Origin of the sequence: Delftia sp. DT-2, from assembly GCF_028401915.1 — a bacterium.
Lineage (GTDB): Bacteria > Pseudomonadota > Gammaproteobacteria > Burkholderiales > Burkholderiaceae_C > Comamonas > Comamonas tsuruhatensis.
The window spans coordinates 344,445-363,454 of the sequence record NZ_JAQOTI010000002.1 but is presented as its reverse complement, the minus strand read 5'-3'; the positions used below and the strand labels follow the sequence as shown (position 1 = coordinate 363,454).

Below are 19,010 nucleotides of genomic sequence, written 5' to 3'. Positions count from 1 at the left end.
ATTCAGCATCCTGAATGAATTGCTCACAGATCGGCCCGCTTGTAAAGAAAAACAGCAGCTGCGCTGCTGTCGGCCAGGCCGTTGTCGGCGGGAAAATAAAATAAGAACGATTCGCACTCATCAAAAACAACAGAGCGGATGCGCACCCCGGTCGTTCGACCGTCCGTGATTCTTCTTGCGAGCTTTCCCATGCACAACTGCACAGCCCCCGCGGCGGGCCGTGGCTTTGCCCTGTCCGCCCTTTGCACCTCCCTGCGTGCTTCGTTTCCCTCCACCGTCGCTCCCCTGCGCCGCACCGCGCTGGGCGCCTGCCTGGGCCTGCTGGCCTCGGGCAGCGCGCTGGCCCAGGCAGCAGGCGGGGCGACGCTGGAAACCCTGGTCGTGACGGCCAGCGGCTTCGAGCAGGAGATCAGCCAGGCGCCGGCCTCGATCTCGGTGATCACGCGCCAGGAACTGGAGCAGGGCGCCTACCGCAACCTGCACGATGCCCTGCGCGATGTGCCCGGCGTGATCCTCACGCCCTCGGACAACAACTCCAACGACATCTCGTTGCGCGGCATGGGCGCCAACTACACCCTGATCCTGGTGGACGGCAAGCGCATGAGCACGCGCGAGACCCAGACCAACGGCAGCACGGGCACGGACCAGAGCTGGATTCCGCCGCTGGAGGCCATCGAGCGCATCGAGGTGGTGCGCGGCCCCATGTCCTCGCTGTACGGCTCGGACGCCATGGGCGGCGTGATCAACGTCATCACGCGCAAGGTGGCGAAGAACTGGCATGGCTCGGTGCGCGCCGACGCCACGCTGCAGGAGCGCTCCACCTCGGGCGATGCCTACCAGACCAACTTCTACCTGTCAGGCCCGATCAAGACCGACCTGCTGGGCCTGAGCCTGTACGGCAACTACAGCAAGCGCGACCAGGACCGCATCTACCAGGGCTACAACAAGAGCGACAACCGTTCGCTGAACCTGCGCCTGGCGCTGACCCCCAGCAAGGACCACGACCTGATCGCCGAGATCGGCACTTCGCGCCAGCACTTCGTTTCGTCGCCTGGCATGACCCTGCTGCCCACCGATGCGCCCAGCGACCGCAAGTTCGAGCGCGAGAACTACTCGCTGCAGCACAAGGGCCGCTGGGGCTGGGCTTCCTCCGACACCTATCTGCAGCGCGAGGAAACGCGCAACCTGTCGCGCGACATGACCATCAGGAACACGGTGTTCAACAGCAGCTGGGTGGCGCCGCTGGGCCGCCAGCACCTGCTGACCACGGGCGTGTACTACAACCAGCAGGACCTGCGCGACACGACGACCAATACGCTGCCGGGCTCGGCGCGCACCACGGCCGATCGCACGCAGTACGCCTGGTTCGCCGAGGACGAGTGGCGCCTGCGCGATAACTTCGCCCTGACCGGCGGCCTGCGCTACGACCACGACAGCAAGGGCGGATCGCAATGGAGCCCGCGCCTGTACGGCGTGTGGAACCTCGACTCGCAATGGACCGTCAAGGGCGGCGTGTCCACCGGCTTTCGCGCGCCCTCGCTGCGCCAGACCCTGGGCGACTGGGGCCAGTCCAGCCGCGGCGGCAACATCTACGGCAACCCCGACCTGAAGCCCGAAACCTCGCTGAGCAAGGAACTGGGCGTGCTCTACAACAACGGCGCCGGCCTGTCGGCAGGCCTGACGGTGTTCGACAACGAGTTCAACGACAAGATCACGCGCATCGCCTGCCCCGAGTGCGGACCGGCCAATTCCTCGGGCAACACGCCCACCACCAACGTCAATATCGACAAGGCCATCACGCGCGGCGTCGAAGCCACGTTCAAGGCCCCGCTGGCGCGCACGCTGGACCTGAGCAGCAGCTACACCTTCACCAAGTCCGAGCAAAAGAGCGGCGAGTTCGCGGGGCAGCCGCTGAGCCAGCTGCCGCGCCACATGCTCAACCTGGCGCTGAACTGGAAGCCTTCGCAGCAATGGGCGGGCTGGGCCAAGCTGTCCTACCGGGGCAAGGAAAGCCAGCCCACGGGCGGCCGTTCGGCACGCACCTGGGTGGCCGGCAGCTATGCCATGTTCGACATGGGCGGCTCCTACAACTACAGCAAGGACGTGACCTTCTACGCAGGCATCTACAACCTGTTCGACAAGGACGTGTACTACGAGGACTACGCCACGGTGCAGGACGGCCGGCGCTACTGGATCGGCATGAACGTGAAGTTCTAGGCATCCCGGCCGCAAGGGCGGCCGCTGCCCGTGGCCTGCGGATCAGGCCGCGCCGCTTCCCGGCGCGGCACCCGCCTCCGGAGGCCGGAACTCCTTTCATTTTTTCCTGGGATTCTTTGCCATGACCTTCGATATCACGCGCCGCGCGGCGGCGCTGGCCCTGCCGGCCTTGTTCCTGGGGACTGCGGCGGCGGCCCCGCTGTCCGTGCGGCATGCCGGGGGAGCGGCCAGCCTGCCCGGCGCACCCCGGCGCGCGGTGGTTTATGACCTGGGGGCGCTGGATGCACTGCATGCGCTGGGCGTGCCCGCGTCGGCGGTCGCAGGCGTGCCCCGGGCGCAGCTGCCCCGGTACCTGGACAGCTTCGCGCAGCGGCCTGCGGCGGGCGGGCTGTTCGAGCCCGACTACGAGGCGCTGAGCCGCCTGGCGCCCGACCTGATCATCGTGGGCGGGCGCTCGGCCGGCAAGGCCGAGGTGCTGGGACGCATCGCGCCCACGCTGGACCTGAGCGTCAGCGGCAAGCACATGCTGGCCGATATCGAACGCAACATCGCCACGCTGGCGCTGCTGTTCGGCCGCCAGGCGCAGGGCCGTGCGCTGGTGCAGCGCATCCACGCCGAGCTGCAGGGCCTGCGTGCCCAGGCCTCGCAGGCCGCGCCGGGCCTTCTGCTGATGGCCGTGAACGACAAGCTCCTGCCGCAGGCGCCGGGATCGCGCTTCGGCTTTCTGTTCGATGTGTTCGGCGCGCGCTCGGCGCTATCGGCTGCGCAACTGCCAGCCCGCGGCACCGCCTACGGCTTCGATGATGTGGCGCGGCTGGACCCCGAGTGGATCTACGTCATCGACCGCAACACGGCCACGGGCCAGGCGGCAGGCGGCGGCGAGATCTTGGCTTCGCGCAAGGTGTTCGACAACGCGCAGATCCACGCCACGGCGGCCGGCCGCAAGGGGCAGGTCGTCTTCCTCGATCCCAAGGGCTGGTACCTGATGGGCAGCGCCGGGCCGACGGCGCTGCTGGACAACATGGCGCAGCTGCGCCAGGCCTATGGCGCGGCGTCATCGCGTTGACCGCGGGCCAGGGCCGGCTCCCGGTCCTGGCCCCACAGCGCAATCACGCGCACATAGGCCAGCTCGGCCAGCAGCTCCACCAGCGTCTGCGTGACGATGACGGCCGGCAGCACGGGAATGGCGCCGGGCACGGCCAGGGCCAGCGGCAGCACGACCAGGGAGTTGCGCGTGCCCGCGCTGAACGCGACCGCTCGGCCTGCGGGCGCTGGAAGCCGGAAGGCGCGCGCCACCAGCCAGCCCAGTGCGGGTGCCGCCACCGCAAAGGCCGCATAGACGGGCACCATGCTCCAGGCGGCCTGCGTGGCCGGGCCCAATTGGGGCAGCACGGAGGCGATCACCACGAACAGCACCAGCGCGGTGGCCGGCACGGGCAGCAGGCCCAGCCATGCCGAGGCGCTGGCGCCGCGCCGGCTGCGGGCCGCCCACAGCTGCGTGGCAGCGGCCAGGGCCAGCGGCACGGCGATCAGCCACACGAACGCATGCAGGAAAGGCCCTGCCTGCACGAGCCGCGCCGCATCGTCGCCCAGGAACAGGCCCAGGTAGCCGGGCAGGGCCAGCATCTGCGCGATCAGCAGGGCCGGCGTGGCCGCCAGCAGCAGGCGCGCATCGGCGCGCCCCAGGTGGGAGAAGGTGACCACGTAGTCGATGCAGGGCGCCAGCAGCACCAGCAGCGCGCCCAGGCGCAGCAGGGGGTCGGCGGGCAGGAACTGCAGCAGGGCCCAGACCAGCACCGGCACCACGATGAAGTTGGCCGTCATCAGCGCGGTCAGGAAGCGCACCTGGCCGAAGGCGCGCCGCAGCTCGGCCACGGGCACCTGCAAGAAGGTCACATAGAGCATCAGCGCCAGCGCGGGGTTGATGGCGCGCTCCAGCACGCCCGTGCCGGGCAGCGCCCAGGCGGCGGCCGCGGCCAGGGCCACGGCGGCGAAGTAGATGGGGATCTGGCGCTGTTCGAGCGCGTCTCGGGTGTCTTGCATTCGGGGCGCCGGGTGCGGCAGGGGCGGCAGTGGGTACGGGGTGCCTAGTATGGCAACGGTGCGGCCAGCCGCTGTCTCGAATTCCCTGCCCTCGGCCCGACAGGCTCAGCCGGGCGATGCCGCGCCCAGCACCTTGTAGAGGTAGGAGCGCGAGATGCCCAGCTCCTGCGCGGCCAGCTTCTTGTTGCCGCCGCAGCGTGCGATGGCGTCGAGGATGGCATTGCGCTCCTGGTCCTTGAGCGGGGCCACGGCGCCGGTGGCGGGCAGGCCGGGCTCGGCAACGGGCGAAGGCCGTGCGCCGGCCAGCGGGTCCTCGTGGCGCGCGAAGTTGTCCACGCCCAGCAGGTGGCCGTCGCAGAACACCAGGGCCTCTTCCACGCGCTGGCGCAGCTGGCGCACATTGCCGGGCCAGGCCTGGCGGGCCAGGTAAGGCATGACGCCGGGCGCGATACGGGGCAGCGCAATGCCGTTGCGCTCGCAGAACGACTGGGCAAAGCGCTGCACCAGGGCCGGGATGTCCTCCAGGCGCTGGCGCAGGGCCGGCACATGCAGCACCACGCCGCTGAGGCGGTAGAACAGGTCCAGCCGGAAGCGCCCGCTGTCGATGAGGCCGCGCAGGTCGCGGTGCGTGGCGGCCACGATGCGGAAGTTCACCTGCCGGCCGCTGTGCGCGCCCAGGCGCTGCACCTGGCGGTCCTCCAGCACGCGCAGCAGCTTGACCTGGATCTCCATGGGAATGTCGGCCACTTCGTCGAGGAAGAGCGTGCCGCCCTCGGCCTGCTCCAGCTTGCCGGGCTGGCCCTGCCTGCGCCCGCCCGTGAAGGCGCCGGCCTCGTAGCCGAACAGCTCGGACTCGATCAGCGTGGCCGGCAGGGCCGCGAGGTTGAGGCTGACCAGGGGCGCTTCGGCATCGCGCCCGCGCGCATGCAGGGCTTGGGCCACCAGTTCCTTGCCGCTGCCGCTCTCGCCCAGGATGAGCACGGGCACGTCCAGCCGCGCCACGGCGTCGATCTCGCGTGCAAGCCTTTGCATGGGGGCACTGGCGCCCACCATCTGCGCCGTGGGCGTGCCGCCGCGCAACTGGCTCAGTTCGCGCTTGTAGTGCTGCACCTCGTCATGCAGCTGGTTCAGCCGCTGCTGCATGCGGTTGAGTGCCTCCACGCCGCTGAAGCTGACCTGGCCCACGGCGCCCACCACGGCGCCGCCCTCGTAGACCGGCACGCGGTTGACGATGCGGCTCACGCCCGGCCCCAGCTGCTGCAGGTCGCCGATCTCGGCGCGGCCGCTGCGTGCCACATGGGGCAGGCGCGAGTTGGGGATCACGTCCTCGGCGCGCCGGCCTGCGGCCGTGCCGGGCGCCAGGCCGAAGAACTTCTCGTGCACGGGGCTGATGTAGCGCATCAGCCCTTCATGGTCGGCCACCGTGATCGCCTGGTACGGGTTGGTCAGGAACATGTTGAGGATGGCGAAGGCGAAGGGCACGCTGGCCACCATGTCGAACAGCGCCGCCGCCTCGTCGGCCGGGCGCAGCAGGGCGACCTCGCCCTCGGCATCGGCCAGCACCACGGCCACATGGCGGGCCACCGTGCCGCGCGGGCCCGGTGTTTCCACGTGCAGCAACTGGCCATGGCCGATGGGGTTGTGCCCGTCGCCGTGCGCGCGGGCCAGGGCCTCGGTGACGGCTGCATGCAGGAGCGGCTCCTGCGCCAGGCCCAGCCGCGCCACGGGCTCGGGCGAGTCGCGCCGCCAGACGAGAACGCCGAATCGGTGGTCGGGGGAGCTGGGCATGGGCATGGCGGGCAGTGGCTGGGATTGAACGCACTCTAGCGGCGCGCAGGCCACGGGCCTGTCCCCGTGGTGTCTCCATTGAAGACAGTACCCAACCCGTGTCTTCGAGGTTGTCCTTGATGTGGACACACGGAGATCGACTGTGGAAAAAATCCTTTGAATTCAACGCACTGCGTTCTGGCACGCCTTGTGCATCTCCACAGGCAAAAGGAGACACGACGACATGAGCTGGCAACCCGAAGTGGACGAGATCGCATACCGCCGCGCACTGGCGGCCAAACTGGGCGGAGAGGACAAGGTGGCGCGGCACAAGGCCGCGGGCAAGCTCACGGTGCGCGAGCGCATCGATGCCTGCACGGACGCGCAGTCCTTCGTGGAGGTGGGCTCGCTCACCGGCTCGGGCCAGTACGACAGCCTGGGCAGGCTGACGGACTTCACGCCCTCCAACCTCATCATGGGCCGGGCGCGCGTGGGCGGGCGGCCCGTGGTCGTGGTGGGCGACGATTTCACGGTGCGCGGCGGCGCCAACGACGGCGCCGTGGGCGACAAGCTGATCTTTGCCGAGAAGATGGCGCACGACCTGCGCCTGCCCATGGTGCGCCTGGTGGACGGCACGGGCGGCGGCGGCTCGGTGCGCAACATCGAGACCAAGGGCTACACCAGCGTGCCCACCATGAAGGTCTGGAGCCAGGTGGTGCAGAACCTGTCCACCGTGCCCGTGGTCTCGCTGGCCCTGGGCTCGGTGGCCGGCATGGGCGCGGCGCGCGTGGCCTCCAGCCACTACTCGGTGATGGTCAAGGAGACCGCCCAGCTGTTCAATGCCGGCCCGCCCGTGGTGGCGCGCATCGGCCAGAACGTGACCAAGAACGAGCTGGGCGGCAGCCAGGTGCACACGCGCAACGGCGTGGTCGATGACGAGGTGGCCACCGAGCAGGAGGCCTTCGAGCGCGTGCGCCGCTTCCTGTCCTACCTGCCATCGTCGGTGTACGAGCTGCCTGCGCGCACCGCGCCGCAGGACGATCCGCGGCGGCGCGACGAATGGCTGCTGTCGGCCATTCCGCGCGATGGCCGCAAGGTCTACAAGATCCGGCCCATCGTCGAATGCCTGGTCGATGAGGGCTCCTTCCTGGAGACGGGCCGCCACTGGGGCCGGGCCATCGTCACCGGGCTGGCGCGCATCGACGGCTGGCCCGTGGCCGTGGTGGCCAGCGACCCGTACTTCTACGGCGGCGGCTGGGACGGCCCCTCGGCCGAGAAGTTCACGCGCTTCGTGGACATGGCCCAGACCTTCCACCTGCCCGTGGTCAACCTGGTGGACATCGCGGGCTTCCAGATCGGCGTGGAGGCCGAGAAGGCCGGCGTCATGCGCTACGGCGTGCGCGCCCTGGCCGCCGTCTACCAGGCCACCGTGCCCTGGTGCAGCATCCTCATCCGCCGCGCCTACGGCGTGGCGGCGGCCGGCCACCAGCACATGGGCCGCTTCAACTTCCGCTATGCCTGGCCCTCGGCCAACTGGGGCTCGCTGCCCATCGAGGGCGGGCTGGAGGTGGCCTACAAGGCCGAGATCGAAGGCGCCGACGACCCCGTGCAAAAGCGCGCTGAGATCGAGCAGCGCGTGCGCAGCCTGACCTCGCCCTTCCGCACGGCCGAGGCCTTCGGCATCGACGAGGTGATCGATCCGCGCGACACGCGCGCCCTGCTCAGCGAATTCGTGGAACTGGCCGCGCCGCTGCGCGAGGCCGGAGCGCCGCAGTTCGGCCTGCGGCCCTGAACGCATAAAAACCCAAGGAGACAAAGCAATGGCAACCAGACAACCGCGCGCGCCCTCGCGCCGCACCGCCCTGGCCCTGTGCCTGGCGCCCTGCCTGACCATCTGCGCCGCGACGGCGGCCCAGGCCCAGGCCCCCCAGGAGGACAAGTGGCCCACGCGCCCCGTGCGCATCGTGGTCGGCTTCCCTGCAGGCTCGTTCACCGACACCATTGCACGCGCGCTGTCCGAGCCGCTGAGCAAGTCGCTGGGCCAGCCCGTGGTGGTGGAGAACAAGCCCGGCGCCAACGGCGCCATCGGCGTGGGCGAGGTGGCGCGCGCCGCGCCCGACGGCTACACCCTGCTGGTCACCAACTCCAGCAGCATCACCATCAACCCCCAGATCTACAAGAAGATCACCTACCGCGCCAAGGACTTCGCGCCCATCACCATGGTGCTGGATGCGCCCTTCATCCTCACCGTCAACCCCGAGTGGGCGCAGAAGCACCAGATCCGCTCGGCCAAGGATGTGATCGCCTTCGCCAAGGGCCATCCCGACAAGCTCAGCTACGGCTCTGCCGGCCCCGGCAACATCGCCCACCTGGCCTATGCGGCCTGGAGCAACCGCACGGGCGTGAAGACCACGCATGTGCCCTACAAGAGCGCGTCGCAGGCCCAGATGGCCGTGCTCAGCGGCGAGCTGGACACGCAGTTCGACACCTGGAGCGCGCTGCCCCACATCGCCAGCGGCAAGCTCGTGGCGCTGGCCGTCACCGCGCCCCGGCGCATGCAGCAGCTGCCCGAGGTGCCCACCATGGCCGAGGCCGGCTATGCCGATTTCGACGTCACCTTCTGGGCCGGCCTGCTGGCGCCCGCAGGCACGCCGCCGGCCATCGTCAACCGGCTCTACGAGGCCTCCAGGGGCGTGCTGCAGGACGCACGCATCCGCGCCGTGCTCAGCAGCCAGGGCGAGCCCGTGATGATGCCGCCCGCGCCGTTCGGCCAGCGCATCGCCAAGGAAGTGGCCGACTGGGGCCAAGTCATCCAGCGCGAAGCCTTGTCTTTGGATTGATGAGGTACGCATGTCTCTGTTGCAAGCACTGAACCCCCGCTCCGTCGCCATCCTTGGCGCATCCGACAACCCCATCAAGGCCGGTGGCCGGCCCATCGACTACCTGCGGCGCCATGGTTTCGCGGGCCGCATCCTGCCCGTCAATCCCAAGCGCGCCGAGGTCCAGGGCCTGGCCGCCTACCCCTCGCTGCGCGCGCTGCCCGAGGCGCCCGACGCCGTGGTCATCAGCCTGCCCGGCGAGGACGTGGCCGCCGCCATCGACGACTGCGTGGCCGTGGGCGCGCGCCTGGCCGTGATCTATTCCTCGGGCTTTGCGGAGCTGGGCGAGGAAGGCCGCCGGCAGCAGGCCGACCTGGTGGCGCGGGCGCGCAGGGCGCCAGGCGGCGGGCTGCGCCTGTTCGGCCCCAATTGCCAGGGCGTGGCCAACTTCGCCACGGGCGCCATCCTCAACTTCTCGACCATGATCAACGAGAACGCGCCGGCCGACGGCCCCGTGGCCATCGTCAGCCAGAGCGGTGCGGGCGCGGCCATTCTCTACGGCGGCCTGCGCCGCGCGGGCATCGGCGTGCGCTACATGCTGTCCACGGGCAACGAGGCCGATGTCTGCGCAGCCGAGGCCGTGCGCGCCGTGGTCGAGGACGAAGGCATCCGCCTGGTCGTGCTCTACATCGAGACGCTGCGGCAAAGCGCCTGGCTGGCCGAGGCCGCACGCCTGGCGCATGCGCGCGGCATCACCATCCTGGCCGTGAAGGCCGGCCGCACGCGCGCAGGCCAGGCCACGGCCAGCTCGCACACGGGCGCGCTGGCGGCCGAGGACGCGCTGGCCGATGCCTTCCTGCGCCAGCACGGCATACCGCGCCTGGCCGACTTCCGCGAGCTGATCGACTACGCGCCGCTGTTCCTGTCCCAGCCTGCGCCGCGCGGTCGCCGCGTGGTCAGCATCAGCAATTCGGGCGCCACCTGCGTGCTGTCGGCCGACGCGGCCGAGGAATACGGCCTGGCCCTGGAGCCGTTCGATGCCGCCACGCTGGACGGCCTGTCCCAGGCCCTGCCGTCCTATGTCACGGCGCGCAATCCCATCGACATGACCACGGCCCTGCTGGGCAGGCCGCAGACCTTTGGCGACACGCTGCGGGCCTTGTCGGGCAGCGGTGCGGCGGACCTCGTTCACGTGGGCTTCCCTATCGGTGGCGAGGGCTATGACTTTGCCGACTTCGCGGGCCAGGCCAGCCGCTTTGCGCGCGACACCGGCGTGCCCATTGCGGTCAGCGTCAACCAGGACTGGGTGGCCCAGGCCTTCCAGGACCAGGGCGTGCCCACCTTCTGGAGCGAACGCGCCGCCATGCGCGGCCTGGCGCTGCTGGCCGAGCAGGCCGGCGGCAGGCAGGTACAGGCGCCGTCTGCCGAGGCATCGGTGCCGGTGGCGGCCTCCCGCTCCATCACGCTGGTTACGCTGGACGAGCCCTCCAGCCTGTCCGAACTCGCCCGCGCAGGCCTGCCGGTGATGCGCCATCTGGTCTGCAGGAGCGGGGACGAGGTGCGCGCCGCCCTCGAATCCCTGCCGCTGCCCCTGGTGGCCAAGGGCGTGTCCGCCGATCTCTCGCACAAGTCCGAGCATGGCCTGGTGCGGCTCAACATCCGCGAGGCGGAGCAGGCGCTGCAGGCCTTTGGCGACTTCGCCGCCACGCTGGCCCGCCTGGGTGCGGCCGATGGCGGCCTGCTGCTGGGCGCCCAGCACAGGGCCGACTTCGAGCTGGCGCTGGGTGCCCATGTCGATGCCGAGTTCGGCGTGGTGGTCATGGTCGGCCAGGGCGGCGTGCTGGTGGAGGCGCTCAGGGACGTGCAGTTCCTTGTCGCCCCCTTCAGTGCGCGGCAGGCGCTGGATGCCCTTGCGCGCCTGTCCATCGCCCCGGCCTTTGCGGCCGTGCGCGGCATGCCGGCCGTGGAGCTGGATGCCGTGGCCGCCATGATGGTGCGGCTGGGCGACTGGATGCTGGCCCAGGGCGGGCGCGTGCAGTCGGTCGACGCCAATCCCGTGCTCGTGGCGCGCGGCGCGCAGGCGCCGGTGATCGTCGATGCGGTGGTGGCCGTGGCCGCCGCGCCAGCGGCGTCCTCGGAGGCGGCATGAGCGGCGCCCCGCACCCCATCCGCCGCGTGCTGGTCGCCAACCGGGGCGCCGTGGCCGCACGCGTGATCCGGACGCTGCGGCGCATGGGCCTTGAATCCGTGGCCGTGTACTCCGAGGCCGATGCCGGCCTGCCCTATGTGCGCGCGGCCGACCAGTCCGTGTGCATAGGCCCTGCGCCCGCCGCGCAAAGCTATCTGGACCAGGCGCGGCTGCTGCAGGTGGCGCGCGAGACCGGCGCCGATGCCGTGCACCCGGGCTACGGCTTTCTCTCCGAGAACGCGGAGTTCGCCGAGGCCGTGCAGCGCCAGGGCCTGTGCTTCATCGGCCCCTCGCCGCACTGGATACGCGCGCTGGGCCACAAGACCCAGGCGCGGGCCTTCATGGCCGCCCAGGGCATGCCGCAGGCGGCCAGCTCGGCCGTGCTGCACAGCGTGCAGGAGGCGCAGGCCGAGGCGGCGCGCATCGGCTTTCCCGTGCTGGTCAAGCCCGCAGGCGGGGGCGGCGGCATCGGCATGCTGCCCGCGCACGATGCACCGCAGCTGGAGGCCGCCTGGTCCAAGGCCAGCGGCATGGCCGCCAAGTACTTCGGCACGGCCGAGCTGTACCTGGAAAAGCTGATCGAGGCGCCGCGCCACATCGAGTTCCAGGTGCTGGCCGACCGCCATGGCGAGGTGCGCGTGCTGTTCGAGCGCGACTGCTCGGTGCAGCGCCGCCACCAGAAGGTGGTGGAAGAGGCCCGCCCCGCAGGCATTCCCGCGCAGGCCCTGGCCGACATGCGGCAACTGCTGGCTGGCCTGCTGGCGCGCACGGGCTATGACGTGATCGGCACCGTGGAGATGCTCTACACGCCGCAGCACGGCTTTGTCTTCCTGGAGATGAACACGCGGCTGCAGGTCGAGCATGCGGTGACCGAGGAGATCACGGGCATCGACATCGTCGAGGCCCAGATCCGCCTGGCCGCCGGCGAGCGCATGCGGGAGGTGCTGCCCGCCGAACCCGTGGCCCGCGGCCATGCCATCGAGGCGCGCATCTATGCCGAGGACCCCGTGCGCTTCCTGCCCTCGCCGGGGCGCCTGGACCGATTCGAGATGCCCCAGGGCGAAGGCCTGCGCGTGGAGACCGGCTATGCCCAGGGCTGCAGCGTCACGCCCTTCTACGACCCCATGGTCGCCAAGCTCGTGGCCCATGGCAGCGACCGCGCCCAGGCCATCGCACGGCTGCGCCAGGCGCTGGCGCAGACCCGCATCGAGGGCGTGAAGACCAACATCCCCTTCATCGAACGCATCCTGGGCCACGCCGATTTCCTGGACCTGCGCATCGACACCGGCATCGCCCAGCGCGTACTGGCCCCCCTTTGAAAGCCCTACCCATGACCACCATCCCGAACATGATCACAAGCCCCATCGCCGGCCTCGTGGCCGCTGTGGAAGCCGCCGAAGGCGGCACCGTCGCCCTGGGCGACACCCTCATCATCGTGGAGTCCATGAAGATGGAGATTCCCGTGGAAAGCGAGGTGGCAGGCGTCGTGCGCCGCATGCTCGTGGCCGTGGGCGAGCTGGTGGCCGAAGGCCAGGCGATTGCGGAGATCGGATGAACGCCGTTGGAATCTCCACCACCCCGGACCTGGAGGCCGCCGCGCTGGCGCGCGGCTACTTCGGCATCGACGTGCCCTTCATGTCCCATATCGGCCTGGAGCCCGTGAGCCTGGCGCCCGGCCTGGCGCGCACGCGGCTGCCCATGCGCCCGCACCTGGCCAACAGCCGGGGGCATGGCCATGGCGGCGCGCTGATGAGCGCGCTGGACTTCACGCTGAGCGCGGCCGCGCGCTCGTCCAACCCGCTGCGGCTGGGCGTGGTGACCATCGAGATGAGCACGCATTTCCTGGCATCGGCCACCACCGACCTGCTGATCGAGGCCCGCGTGCTGCGCGCAGGCGCGCGCACCGTGTTCTGCGAGGGCGATGTGCTGGACAGCGCGGGCCAGGCCGTGTGCACGGCGCGGGCCGTGTTCAAGCTGATCGCGCTGTAGCCTGGCTTCAGGCGCCGTCGCCTTCGGGCGCCGGCGGCAGCAGATGCTGGCCGATCTGCTGCCAGGCCTTGGCCGCGTCATGCTGGCCGCCGAACATGTGGCAGCTGGCGGCCGTCATGGCCAGGCGGCCGTTCTCGGGCTCCAGGTCGAACGCCAGCTCGCATTGCGCGGCGGCGTTGCGCCACATCACCACGGCGTCTGGCGAGTCTTCCTTTTGCAGCGCATGGGCTTCGGCCATCCAGGCCTGGGCCAGGCGAAACGCGGCTTCCGCCTGGTCCGGGTCGGCCTTGTGGGCCAGATAGAAATGCTTGCCGGCCTGCTGCCACAGCGCCCGGGCCTGGGCGAAATCCTGGGTGGCGGCCCGCTGCGCCTGGGCCACCAGGGCATTGCCTTCGGCCAGCAGCGTTGCGTAGGAGGAGGGGGCGTCTTGCGTCATGGGGCGCCATTGTGCCGCCGCTCCGGTGCCTGTGTTCAGGCCGGGGAATCGCGCGGCGGGCTCGGGCTGTCGGGCAGTTCCAGGCCGATGCGCGTGAAGCCGCCCTCGGACTCGGCAAAGCAGCGCCCGCCGTGCATGCGCGCGATGGCGGCCACGATGGCCAGGCCCAGGCCATGGTTGCGGTCGGCCTGGCTGCGCGCGGCGTCGGCGCGGTAGAAGCGGTCGAACAGGCGTGGCAGGTGGACGGGATCGATGGCCGGGCCCCGGTTGAGCACCGCCAGCGCCACATCGCCGGCGCCCCCGTGGTGGGTACAGGGCCGGGCGCCGATCTGCACGGTGATGGTGGAGCCGCGCTGTGCATAGCGTGTGGCATTGCCCAGCAGGTTGGACAGCGCCCGGCGCAGCAGCCGCGCATCGACCTCGGCGGCCGCGTCGCCCTGGACGACGACCTGCAGGTCGGCCTCCTGCAGCGCGGCCTCGTGGAAGTCGATGACCTCATGGGCCAGCGCGGCCAGGCTGGCCCAGGGCGCCAGGCGCGCGCCCTGGCCGCGGTCGGCCTGGGAGAGAAACAGCATGTCGGCCACGATGCCGGCCATGCGCCGCAGGTCCTCCAGGTTGGAAGCCAGCACCTCGCGCAGCTCGGCCTCGCTGCGCGGCTTGCGCAGGGCCAGCTCGCAGCTGCTGATCAGCGTGGTCAGCGGCGTGTTCAGCTCATGGGCCACGTCGGCGTTGAAGGCCTCCATCTGCCGGTAGGCCACGGACAGCCGCTCCAGCAGGGCGTTGAACTGTGCGATCAGCGGCCGCAGCTCCTGCGGCTGCCCGCTGTCGTCCAGGCGCCGCTGCAGGTCCTGGGCCGACAGCTGGCGCGTCTGCTCGGTCAGCTGTCGCAGCGGCGCCAGGCCCAGGCGCACCAGCCAGATGCCGGTCAGCGACACCAGCAGGGCGCCGCCCACGGCAGCCAGGGCCAGCGTCCAGGCCAGCAGGGACAGTTGCCGGTCGTCTTCGGCCCGGTCCAGCGTGAGCTGGGCACGGGCCTGCTGGCCGGAGTCGGCCAGCACGACCTCGAAGCTGCGCTGCAGCGTGCGGCCGGGATTCTTGGGCGTGCGCAGGCGTTCGTAGAGCACGCGGCCCTGCAGGTCGGTGATGCGCAGCGACATCTCGTCCAGGCCCGTGAGAAAGTCGTCCAGCATGTGGGCCAGCCCGGCTTCGTTGTGGGCGCTGCGGCTTTCGGTCATCAGGTGCAGCACGGCCTGCTGCTTGAGGTCCAGCGTCTCGTGCTGGTGCTGCTCCAGCGTCATCGATGCCACCCCGTAGACGGCCGCGCACACCAGGCCCAGGCCCAGCATGGTCTGCAGGGCCAGCCAGCGCGACAGGCGCCGGCCCAGGTGGGGAATGTCGGCAGGGGCAACGCTCACGGTGCGCGCGACTCCAGCACATAGCCCATGCCGCGCACCGTGTGCAGCAGGGGCTGCGCGAAGGGCTGGTCCAGCTTCAGGCGCAGGCGGCGCACGGCCACCTCGACCACATTGGTCTCGCTGTCGAAATTCATGTCCCAGACCTGGGAGGCCAGCTCGGTGCGCGACAGCACCTCGCCCTGGCGGCGCAGAAGCAGGCTCAGCAGGTTGAATTCCTTGGCCGTCAGGTCCAGGCGCTGGCCGGCGCGCGTGGCGCGGCGGCGTATCAGGTCCAGCTCCAGGTCGGCCATGCGCAGCGTGGTGGCCTCGGCCGCAGGCTGGGCCGTGCCGCCGCCGCGGCGCAGCAGCACATGCATGCGCGCCACCAGCTCGGAGAACGCGAAGGGCTTGACCAGGTAGTCGTCGGCGCCGCCTTGCAGGCCGCGCACGCGGTCCTCCACCTGGCCGCGCGCCGTCAGCATCAGCACCGGCGTCTGGCGCGATTGGCGCAGCGCCGCCAGCACGGCCAGGCCGTCGATGCCGGGCAGCATGCCGTCGAGCACGATGAGGTCGTAGGCCAGCTCGGTGGCCAGGTGCAGGCCGTCGATGCCGTTGTGCGCGACATCGACCACGAACCCCTCCTCGGTCAGGCCCTTGCGGAGGTAGTCGGCCAGCTTGGTTTCGTCTTCGATGACCAGGACTTTCATGCCGAGCATTGTCGGGGCAGGCAAGGGTTTCCGGAGATGACAAATTTGTCATGTGCCCGACAGCGCCGGGTCGCTGCGCCGCCCTAGACTCGCCGGCATGGGGCAGTCGCGATTGGGGTCAAACGCCATGCCCGACAATCCCGCACTTCTGCCATGCCCTCTTCCATGACCCGGCCCCGTCTTGCCGCCCTTGCCATCCTCGTGATCGCGCTGCTGTTCCAGTGGACCTGGATGGCGGCCGCTGCGCTGTGCCGCCACGACGGGCATGAGACCCGGCACTTCGGCCACCATGTCCATGGCGTGAGCCTGCACGGCATGGGCGCCGAGCGCCATGCGGGCACGGGCACGGATGCCGAGTCCGGCCCGCCTGCGCAAAAGGCCGACCAGGGCCTGCAGTCCTCGCTCAGCGTGGACTGCTCCATGTGCCACGCCTGGGTGGCCGCTGCCACACAGCACTGGCAGGCGGCGCCGGCGGCCCCGCCGCCCGCGCAATTCGCCGAGCCGCTGCGCCGGCATGCCTCGGCCGTGCTGCTGCGCCCCGACCGGCCCCGCTGGCAGGGCTGACGCTCCTGCAGCCGCCGGCCGGGCATTCGGCGTTCATCGCCCTGTTTCGCCCCGGACCGGCATTTTCCAGAAATCCCTTCGCGCGCAGCGGCCCTCGTCCGTGCGCGCCCTGTGGCGTGGGGCCTGATCGACCAAGCGATCACGCCTGATCCGCGCTGCGGGCAAGGAGCCCGTGTATGTCTTTTCCTTCGTCCTTTCCGTCGAGGACAGCCTTCGCACCGTGGGTGCTGGCGGCGCTGGCCGCCTGCGGCGTCGTGCAGGCCGCCGAGCCACCGGCCGATTCCGTGGCGCCACCCGCCTTTGCAGGCGCATCCCTTCCTGATGGCCCGCCGCTGGACCTGCAGCAGGCACTGGCCCTGGCGCTGGACGGCAATCCCGGCCTGCGCGCGGCCCGCCAGGCGCTGGCCGCCACGGAGGGGGCCGTGCTGCAAAGCCAGGCCCGGCCCAATCCCGAGCTGGCCTGGTCGCAGGAGGACACGCGCCGCAGCACCCGCACGCTGACCGTGCAGCTGAACCAGACCCTGGAAGTGGGCGGCAAGCGCGAGGCCCGCATGCGCGTGGCCGAGCGCGGCCGCGACCTGGCCCGCGCCGAACTGGCAGGGGCCGAGGCCGCGCTGCGCGCCGATGTGGGCGCGGCCTTTTTCGGCGTGCTGGCCGCGCAGCAGCGCGTGGTCCTGGCCGGGCAGACGCTGGAGATCGCCAGCAGCGCGCGCGAAGCGGCGGCCCGGCGCGTGGCGGCCGGCAAGGTGGCGCCGCTGGAGGAGACCCGGGCCCGCGTGGCCGAGTCCGGCGCCCTGCTGGAGCAGGCCCGGGCCCGCTCTGCCCTGCGCGTGGCGCGCGGCCAACTGCAGGCGCTGTGGGGCGAGAGCGTACGCCCCTTCGGCCAGGCCGAGGGCGCCGTGGACGCGCTGCCCCAGCTGCCGGAACTGGCAGCCCTGCAGCAGCGCATCGAACAGGCTCCCGCCGTGCTGCGTGCGCGCCAGGCGCTGGAGCAAAGCCGCGCCACGGCCGACCTGGAGCGTGCGCGCCGCCTGCCCGATCCCACCGTCAGCCTGGGCGTCAAGCGCGCCACCGAGGTCGGGCGCAACCAGCTCGTGGTCGGCGTCTCCGTGCCCCTGCCCGTGCTCGACAGCAACCGGGGCAACCAGCTGCAGGCCCTGCGCCTGGCCGACCAGGCCGAGGAGCAGTTGCTGGCCACGCGCGTTCAGCTGCAGGCCCAGCTGTTCGAGGCGCGCGAGCTGCTGCAGTCCAGCCGCGAGCAGGCGCGCCAGCTGGCCGAGGAGGTGCTGCCCACGGCGCGCACGGCCTACGAGCTGGCCTCGCGCGGCTTTGCGCTGGGCAAGTTCGGCTACCTCGACGTGCTGGACGCACAACGCACCTGGTCCGAGGCGCGTAGCCAGTACCTGGACCAGCTGCTGGCCACGCACCGCGCCGCCGCCGACATCGACCGCCTGCTCGGCACAGAAGCCGGCCTCTGACCCCGATAGCCACCTGATTGCATCCAGACCATGAACAACAAGCCCTCCTCCTCCCCCCTGGCACCGCGCCGCACCCTTGTGGCCATTGCCGTCATCCTGGCCGTGGGTGCGCTGGCCGCTACGCTGATCCTGCGCAGCGGCCCGCCGGGTGCCGCCAAGGCCGACAGCCATGGCCACGGCCACAGCGAGGCCGCAGGCCATGCCGATGGCGAGCACCACGGCGCTGCAGCCGGAGATGGCCACAAGCACGATGAAGGCCATGCCGACGATGAACACCATGAAGATTCCAAGGCGGAAAAAGCCGAGGCCAAGCCTGCCGCCCAACCTGCCGCCAAACCGGCTGCAGAAGCCGGCCATGGCGACGACGAAGGCCTGATCGCCATGGACGCCCAGCGCATGCAGGCGGCCGGCGTGCGCCTGGCCGAGGCCGGCCCGGCCACCGTGCGCTCCGTGCTGCAGCTGCCCGGGGAGATCCGCTTCAACGAAGACCGCACGGCCCACGTCGTGCCGCGCGTGGCCGGCATTGCCGAGAGCGTTCCCGCCAACCTGGGCCAGAACGTGAAGAAGGGCCAGCTGCTGGCCGTGCTCAGCAGCGCCGCCGTCTCCGAGCAGCGCAGCGAACTGCTGGCCGCCAGCAAGCGCCTGGAGCTGGCCCGCACCACCTACGCACGTGAAAAGCAGCTGTGGGAGGAAAAGGTCTCGGCCGAGCAGGACTACCTGCAGGCGCGCCAGGCGCTGCGCGAGGCCGAGATCGCCGTCTCCAACGCCCAGCAGAAGCTGGCCGCCACGGGCGCCGGTGCCGGCGGTGGTGCGGGCGGGCTCAACCGCTTCGAGCTGCGCGCGCCGTTTGACGGCGTGATCGTGGAAAAGCACCTGTCCGTGGGCGAGGCCGTGCAGGACACCACCCAGGTCTTCACCATCTCCGACCTGCGCAGCGTCTGGGCCGAGATGCGCGTGGCCGCGCCCGACCTGCCCGCCGTGCGCGTGGGCGAGAAGGCCACGGTGCGCGCCACGGCCTTCGACTCCTCGGCCACGGGCGAGGTGGCCTATGTGGGCGCCCTGATCGGCCAGGACACGCGCACGGCCCCCGCGCGCATCACCCTGCCCAACCCCGACGGCGTGTGGCGCCCGGGCCTGTTCGTGAATGTGGAGCTGACGGCATCGTCCCGGCAGGCGCCGCTGGCCGTGGCCACGCAGGCACTGCAGAAGATGGAGCAGCAGACCGTGGTCTTCGTGCCCGTGCAGGGCGGTTTCCGCGCCCAGCCCGTGCGCGTGGGCCGCAGCGATGGCAAGGCCACCGAGGTGCTCGAAGGCCTCAAGCCCGGCCAATCCTACGTGGCCGAGGGCAGCTTCATGCTCAAGGCCGAGCTGGGCAAGGCCAGCGCCGAACACAGCCACTGATCGGAGA

The 19,010-nt window shown here is 70.9% G+C and carries 17 protein-coding genes; 11 read left to right on the top strand and 6 right to left on the bottom strand.

Features of this window, described 5'->3' with window-relative positions:
* Positions 1-23: 23 nt before the first annotated feature.
* Positions 24-191 carry a hypothetical protein gene (locus tag PO605_RS04145; RefSeq protein WP_156136101.1) on the bottom strand — a complete coding sequence of 56 codons (168 nt, stop codon included), beginning with the start codon at positions 189-191 and terminating at the stop codon, positions 24-26.
* Between PO605_RS04145 and PO605_RS04140 the strand changes: the two genes are divergently transcribed.
* Together PO605_RS04140 and PO605_RS04135 are read left to right on the top strand one after the other, a co-directional pair.
* Positions 190-2,217 (top strand): ligand-gated channel protein, encoded by a 2,028-nt coding sequence (locus PO605_RS04140; RefSeq protein ID WP_272206130.1) that lies wholly within the window; start codon positions 190-192, stop codon positions 2,215-2,217. The genes PO605_RS04145 and PO605_RS04140 overlap by 2 nt on opposite strands.
* 121 nt (positions 2,218-2,338) lie before the next feature.
* Positions 2,339-3,283, top strand: coding sequence for a siderophore ABC transporter substrate-binding protein (locus PO605_RS04135; RefSeq protein WP_272206129.1), 945 nt, complete (start codon positions 2,339-2,341; stop codon positions 3,281-3,283).
* Here the strand turns inward: PO605_RS04135 and PO605_RS04130 are convergent.
* Together PO605_RS04130 and PO605_RS04125 are read right to left on the bottom strand one after the other, a co-directional pair.
* Positions 3,259-4,260 (bottom strand): arsenic resistance protein, encoded by a 1,002-nt coding sequence (locus PO605_RS04130; RefSeq protein WP_272206128.1) that lies wholly within the window; start codon positions 4,258-4,260, stop codon positions 3,259-3,261. The genes PO605_RS04135 and PO605_RS04130 overlap by 25 nt on opposite strands.
* Positions 4,261-4,365: 105 nt before the next feature.
* A complete protein-coding gene (locus tag PO605_RS04125) occupies positions 4,366-6,048 on the bottom strand; it encodes a sigma-54 interaction domain-containing protein (RefSeq protein WP_047475170.1) in 1,683 nt (560 codons plus the stop codon).
* Between the two features lie 223 nt (positions 6,049-6,271).
* On the opposite strand from PO605_RS04125, the gene PO605_RS04120 reads away from it, so the two are divergent.
* Genes PO605_RS04120 through PO605_RS04095 form a run of 6 tightly spaced genes read left to right on the top strand, consistent with a single transcriptional unit; the run spans position 6,272 to position 13,023 of the window.
* Positions 6,272-7,819, top strand: coding sequence for an acyl-CoA carboxylase subunit beta (locus tag PO605_RS04120; RefSeq protein ID WP_046241328.1), 1,548 nt, complete (start codon positions 6,272-6,274; stop codon positions 7,817-7,819).
* A gap of 28 nt (positions 7,820-7,847) precedes the next feature.
* Positions 7,848-8,867 carry a tripartite tricarboxylate transporter substrate binding protein gene (locus PO605_RS04115; RefSeq protein WP_016451976.1) on the top strand — a complete coding sequence of 340 codons (1,020 nt, stop codon included), beginning with the start codon at positions 7,848-7,850 and terminating at the stop codon, positions 8,865-8,867.
* 10 nt (positions 8,868-8,877) lie between these two features.
* Positions 8,878-10,995: an acetate--CoA ligase family protein gene (locus PO605_RS04110; RefSeq protein WP_272206127.1), complete on the top strand. Its 2,118-nt coding sequence runs from the start codon at positions 8,878-8,880 to the stop codon at positions 10,993-10,995.
* Positions 10,992-12,353 carry an acetyl-CoA carboxylase biotin carboxylase subunit gene (locus PO605_RS04105; RefSeq protein ID WP_047471109.1) on the top strand — a complete coding sequence of 454 codons (1,362 nt, stop codon included), beginning with the start codon at positions 10,992-10,994 and terminating at the stop codon, positions 12,351-12,353. Before PO605_RS04110 ends, PO605_RS04105 begins: the two co-directional genes overlap by 4 nt.
* A gap of 11 nt (positions 12,354-12,364) precedes the next feature.
* Positions 12,365-12,589, top strand: coding sequence for an acetyl-CoA carboxylase biotin carboxyl carrier protein subunit (locus PO605_RS04100; protein WP_047471104.1), 225 nt, complete (start codon positions 12,365-12,367; stop codon positions 12,587-12,589).
* Positions 12,586-13,023: a PaaI family thioesterase gene (locus PO605_RS04095; protein WP_047471106.1), complete on the top strand. Its 438-nt coding sequence runs from the start codon at positions 12,586-12,588 to the stop codon at positions 13,021-13,023. The genes PO605_RS04100 and PO605_RS04095 overlap by 4 nt, the downstream gene beginning before the upstream one ends.
* Positions 13,024-13,030: 7 nt before the next feature.
* Here PO605_RS04095 and PO605_RS04090 read toward each other — a convergent pair whose 3' ends face one another.
* From PO605_RS04090 to PO605_RS04080, 3 genes are read right to left on the bottom strand one after another with little or no spacing between them, the layout of a single operon-like run.
* Positions 13,031-13,459, bottom strand: a complete 429-nt coding sequence (locus PO605_RS04090; RefSeq protein WP_043789224.1) for a hypothetical protein — start codon at positions 13,457-13,459, stop codon at positions 13,031-13,033.
* A 35-nt stretch (positions 13,460-13,494) separates the two neighbouring features.
* Positions 13,495-14,874, bottom strand: a complete 1,380-nt coding sequence (locus PO605_RS04085) for a heavy metal sensor histidine kinase (RefSeq protein ID WP_043789226.1) — start codon at positions 14,872-14,874, stop codon at positions 13,495-13,497.
* On the bottom strand, positions 14,871-15,560 hold the full coding sequence (locus PO605_RS04080) for a heavy metal response regulator transcription factor (RefSeq protein WP_026062596.1): 690 nt from the start codon (positions 15,558-15,560) through the stop codon (positions 14,871-14,873). Before PO605_RS04080 ends, PO605_RS04085 begins: the two co-directional genes overlap by 4 nt.
* A gap of 153 nt (positions 15,561-15,713) precedes the next feature.
* Between PO605_RS04080 and PO605_RS04075 the strand changes: the two genes are divergently transcribed.
* From PO605_RS04075 to PO605_RS04065, 3 genes are all read left to right on the top strand, one after another.
* The gene (locus PO605_RS04075; RefSeq protein ID WP_272206126.1) at positions 15,714-16,124 is read left to right on the top strand and encodes a hypothetical protein; all 411 of its coding nucleotides are present in this window, start codon (positions 15,714-15,716) and stop codon (positions 16,122-16,124) included.
* A 176-nt stretch (positions 16,125-16,300) separates the two neighbouring features.
* A complete protein-coding gene (locus PO605_RS04070) occupies positions 16,301-17,602 on the top strand; it encodes a TolC family protein (RefSeq protein WP_047326297.1) in 1,302 nt (433 codons plus the stop codon).
* Between the two features lie 30 nt (positions 17,603-17,632).
* Positions 17,633-19,003: an efflux RND transporter periplasmic adaptor subunit gene (locus tag PO605_RS04065; protein ID WP_047473734.1), complete on the top strand. Its 1,371-nt coding sequence runs from the start codon at positions 17,633-17,635 to the stop codon at positions 19,001-19,003.
* The last annotated feature ends 7 nt before the right edge of the window (positions 19,004-19,010 follow it).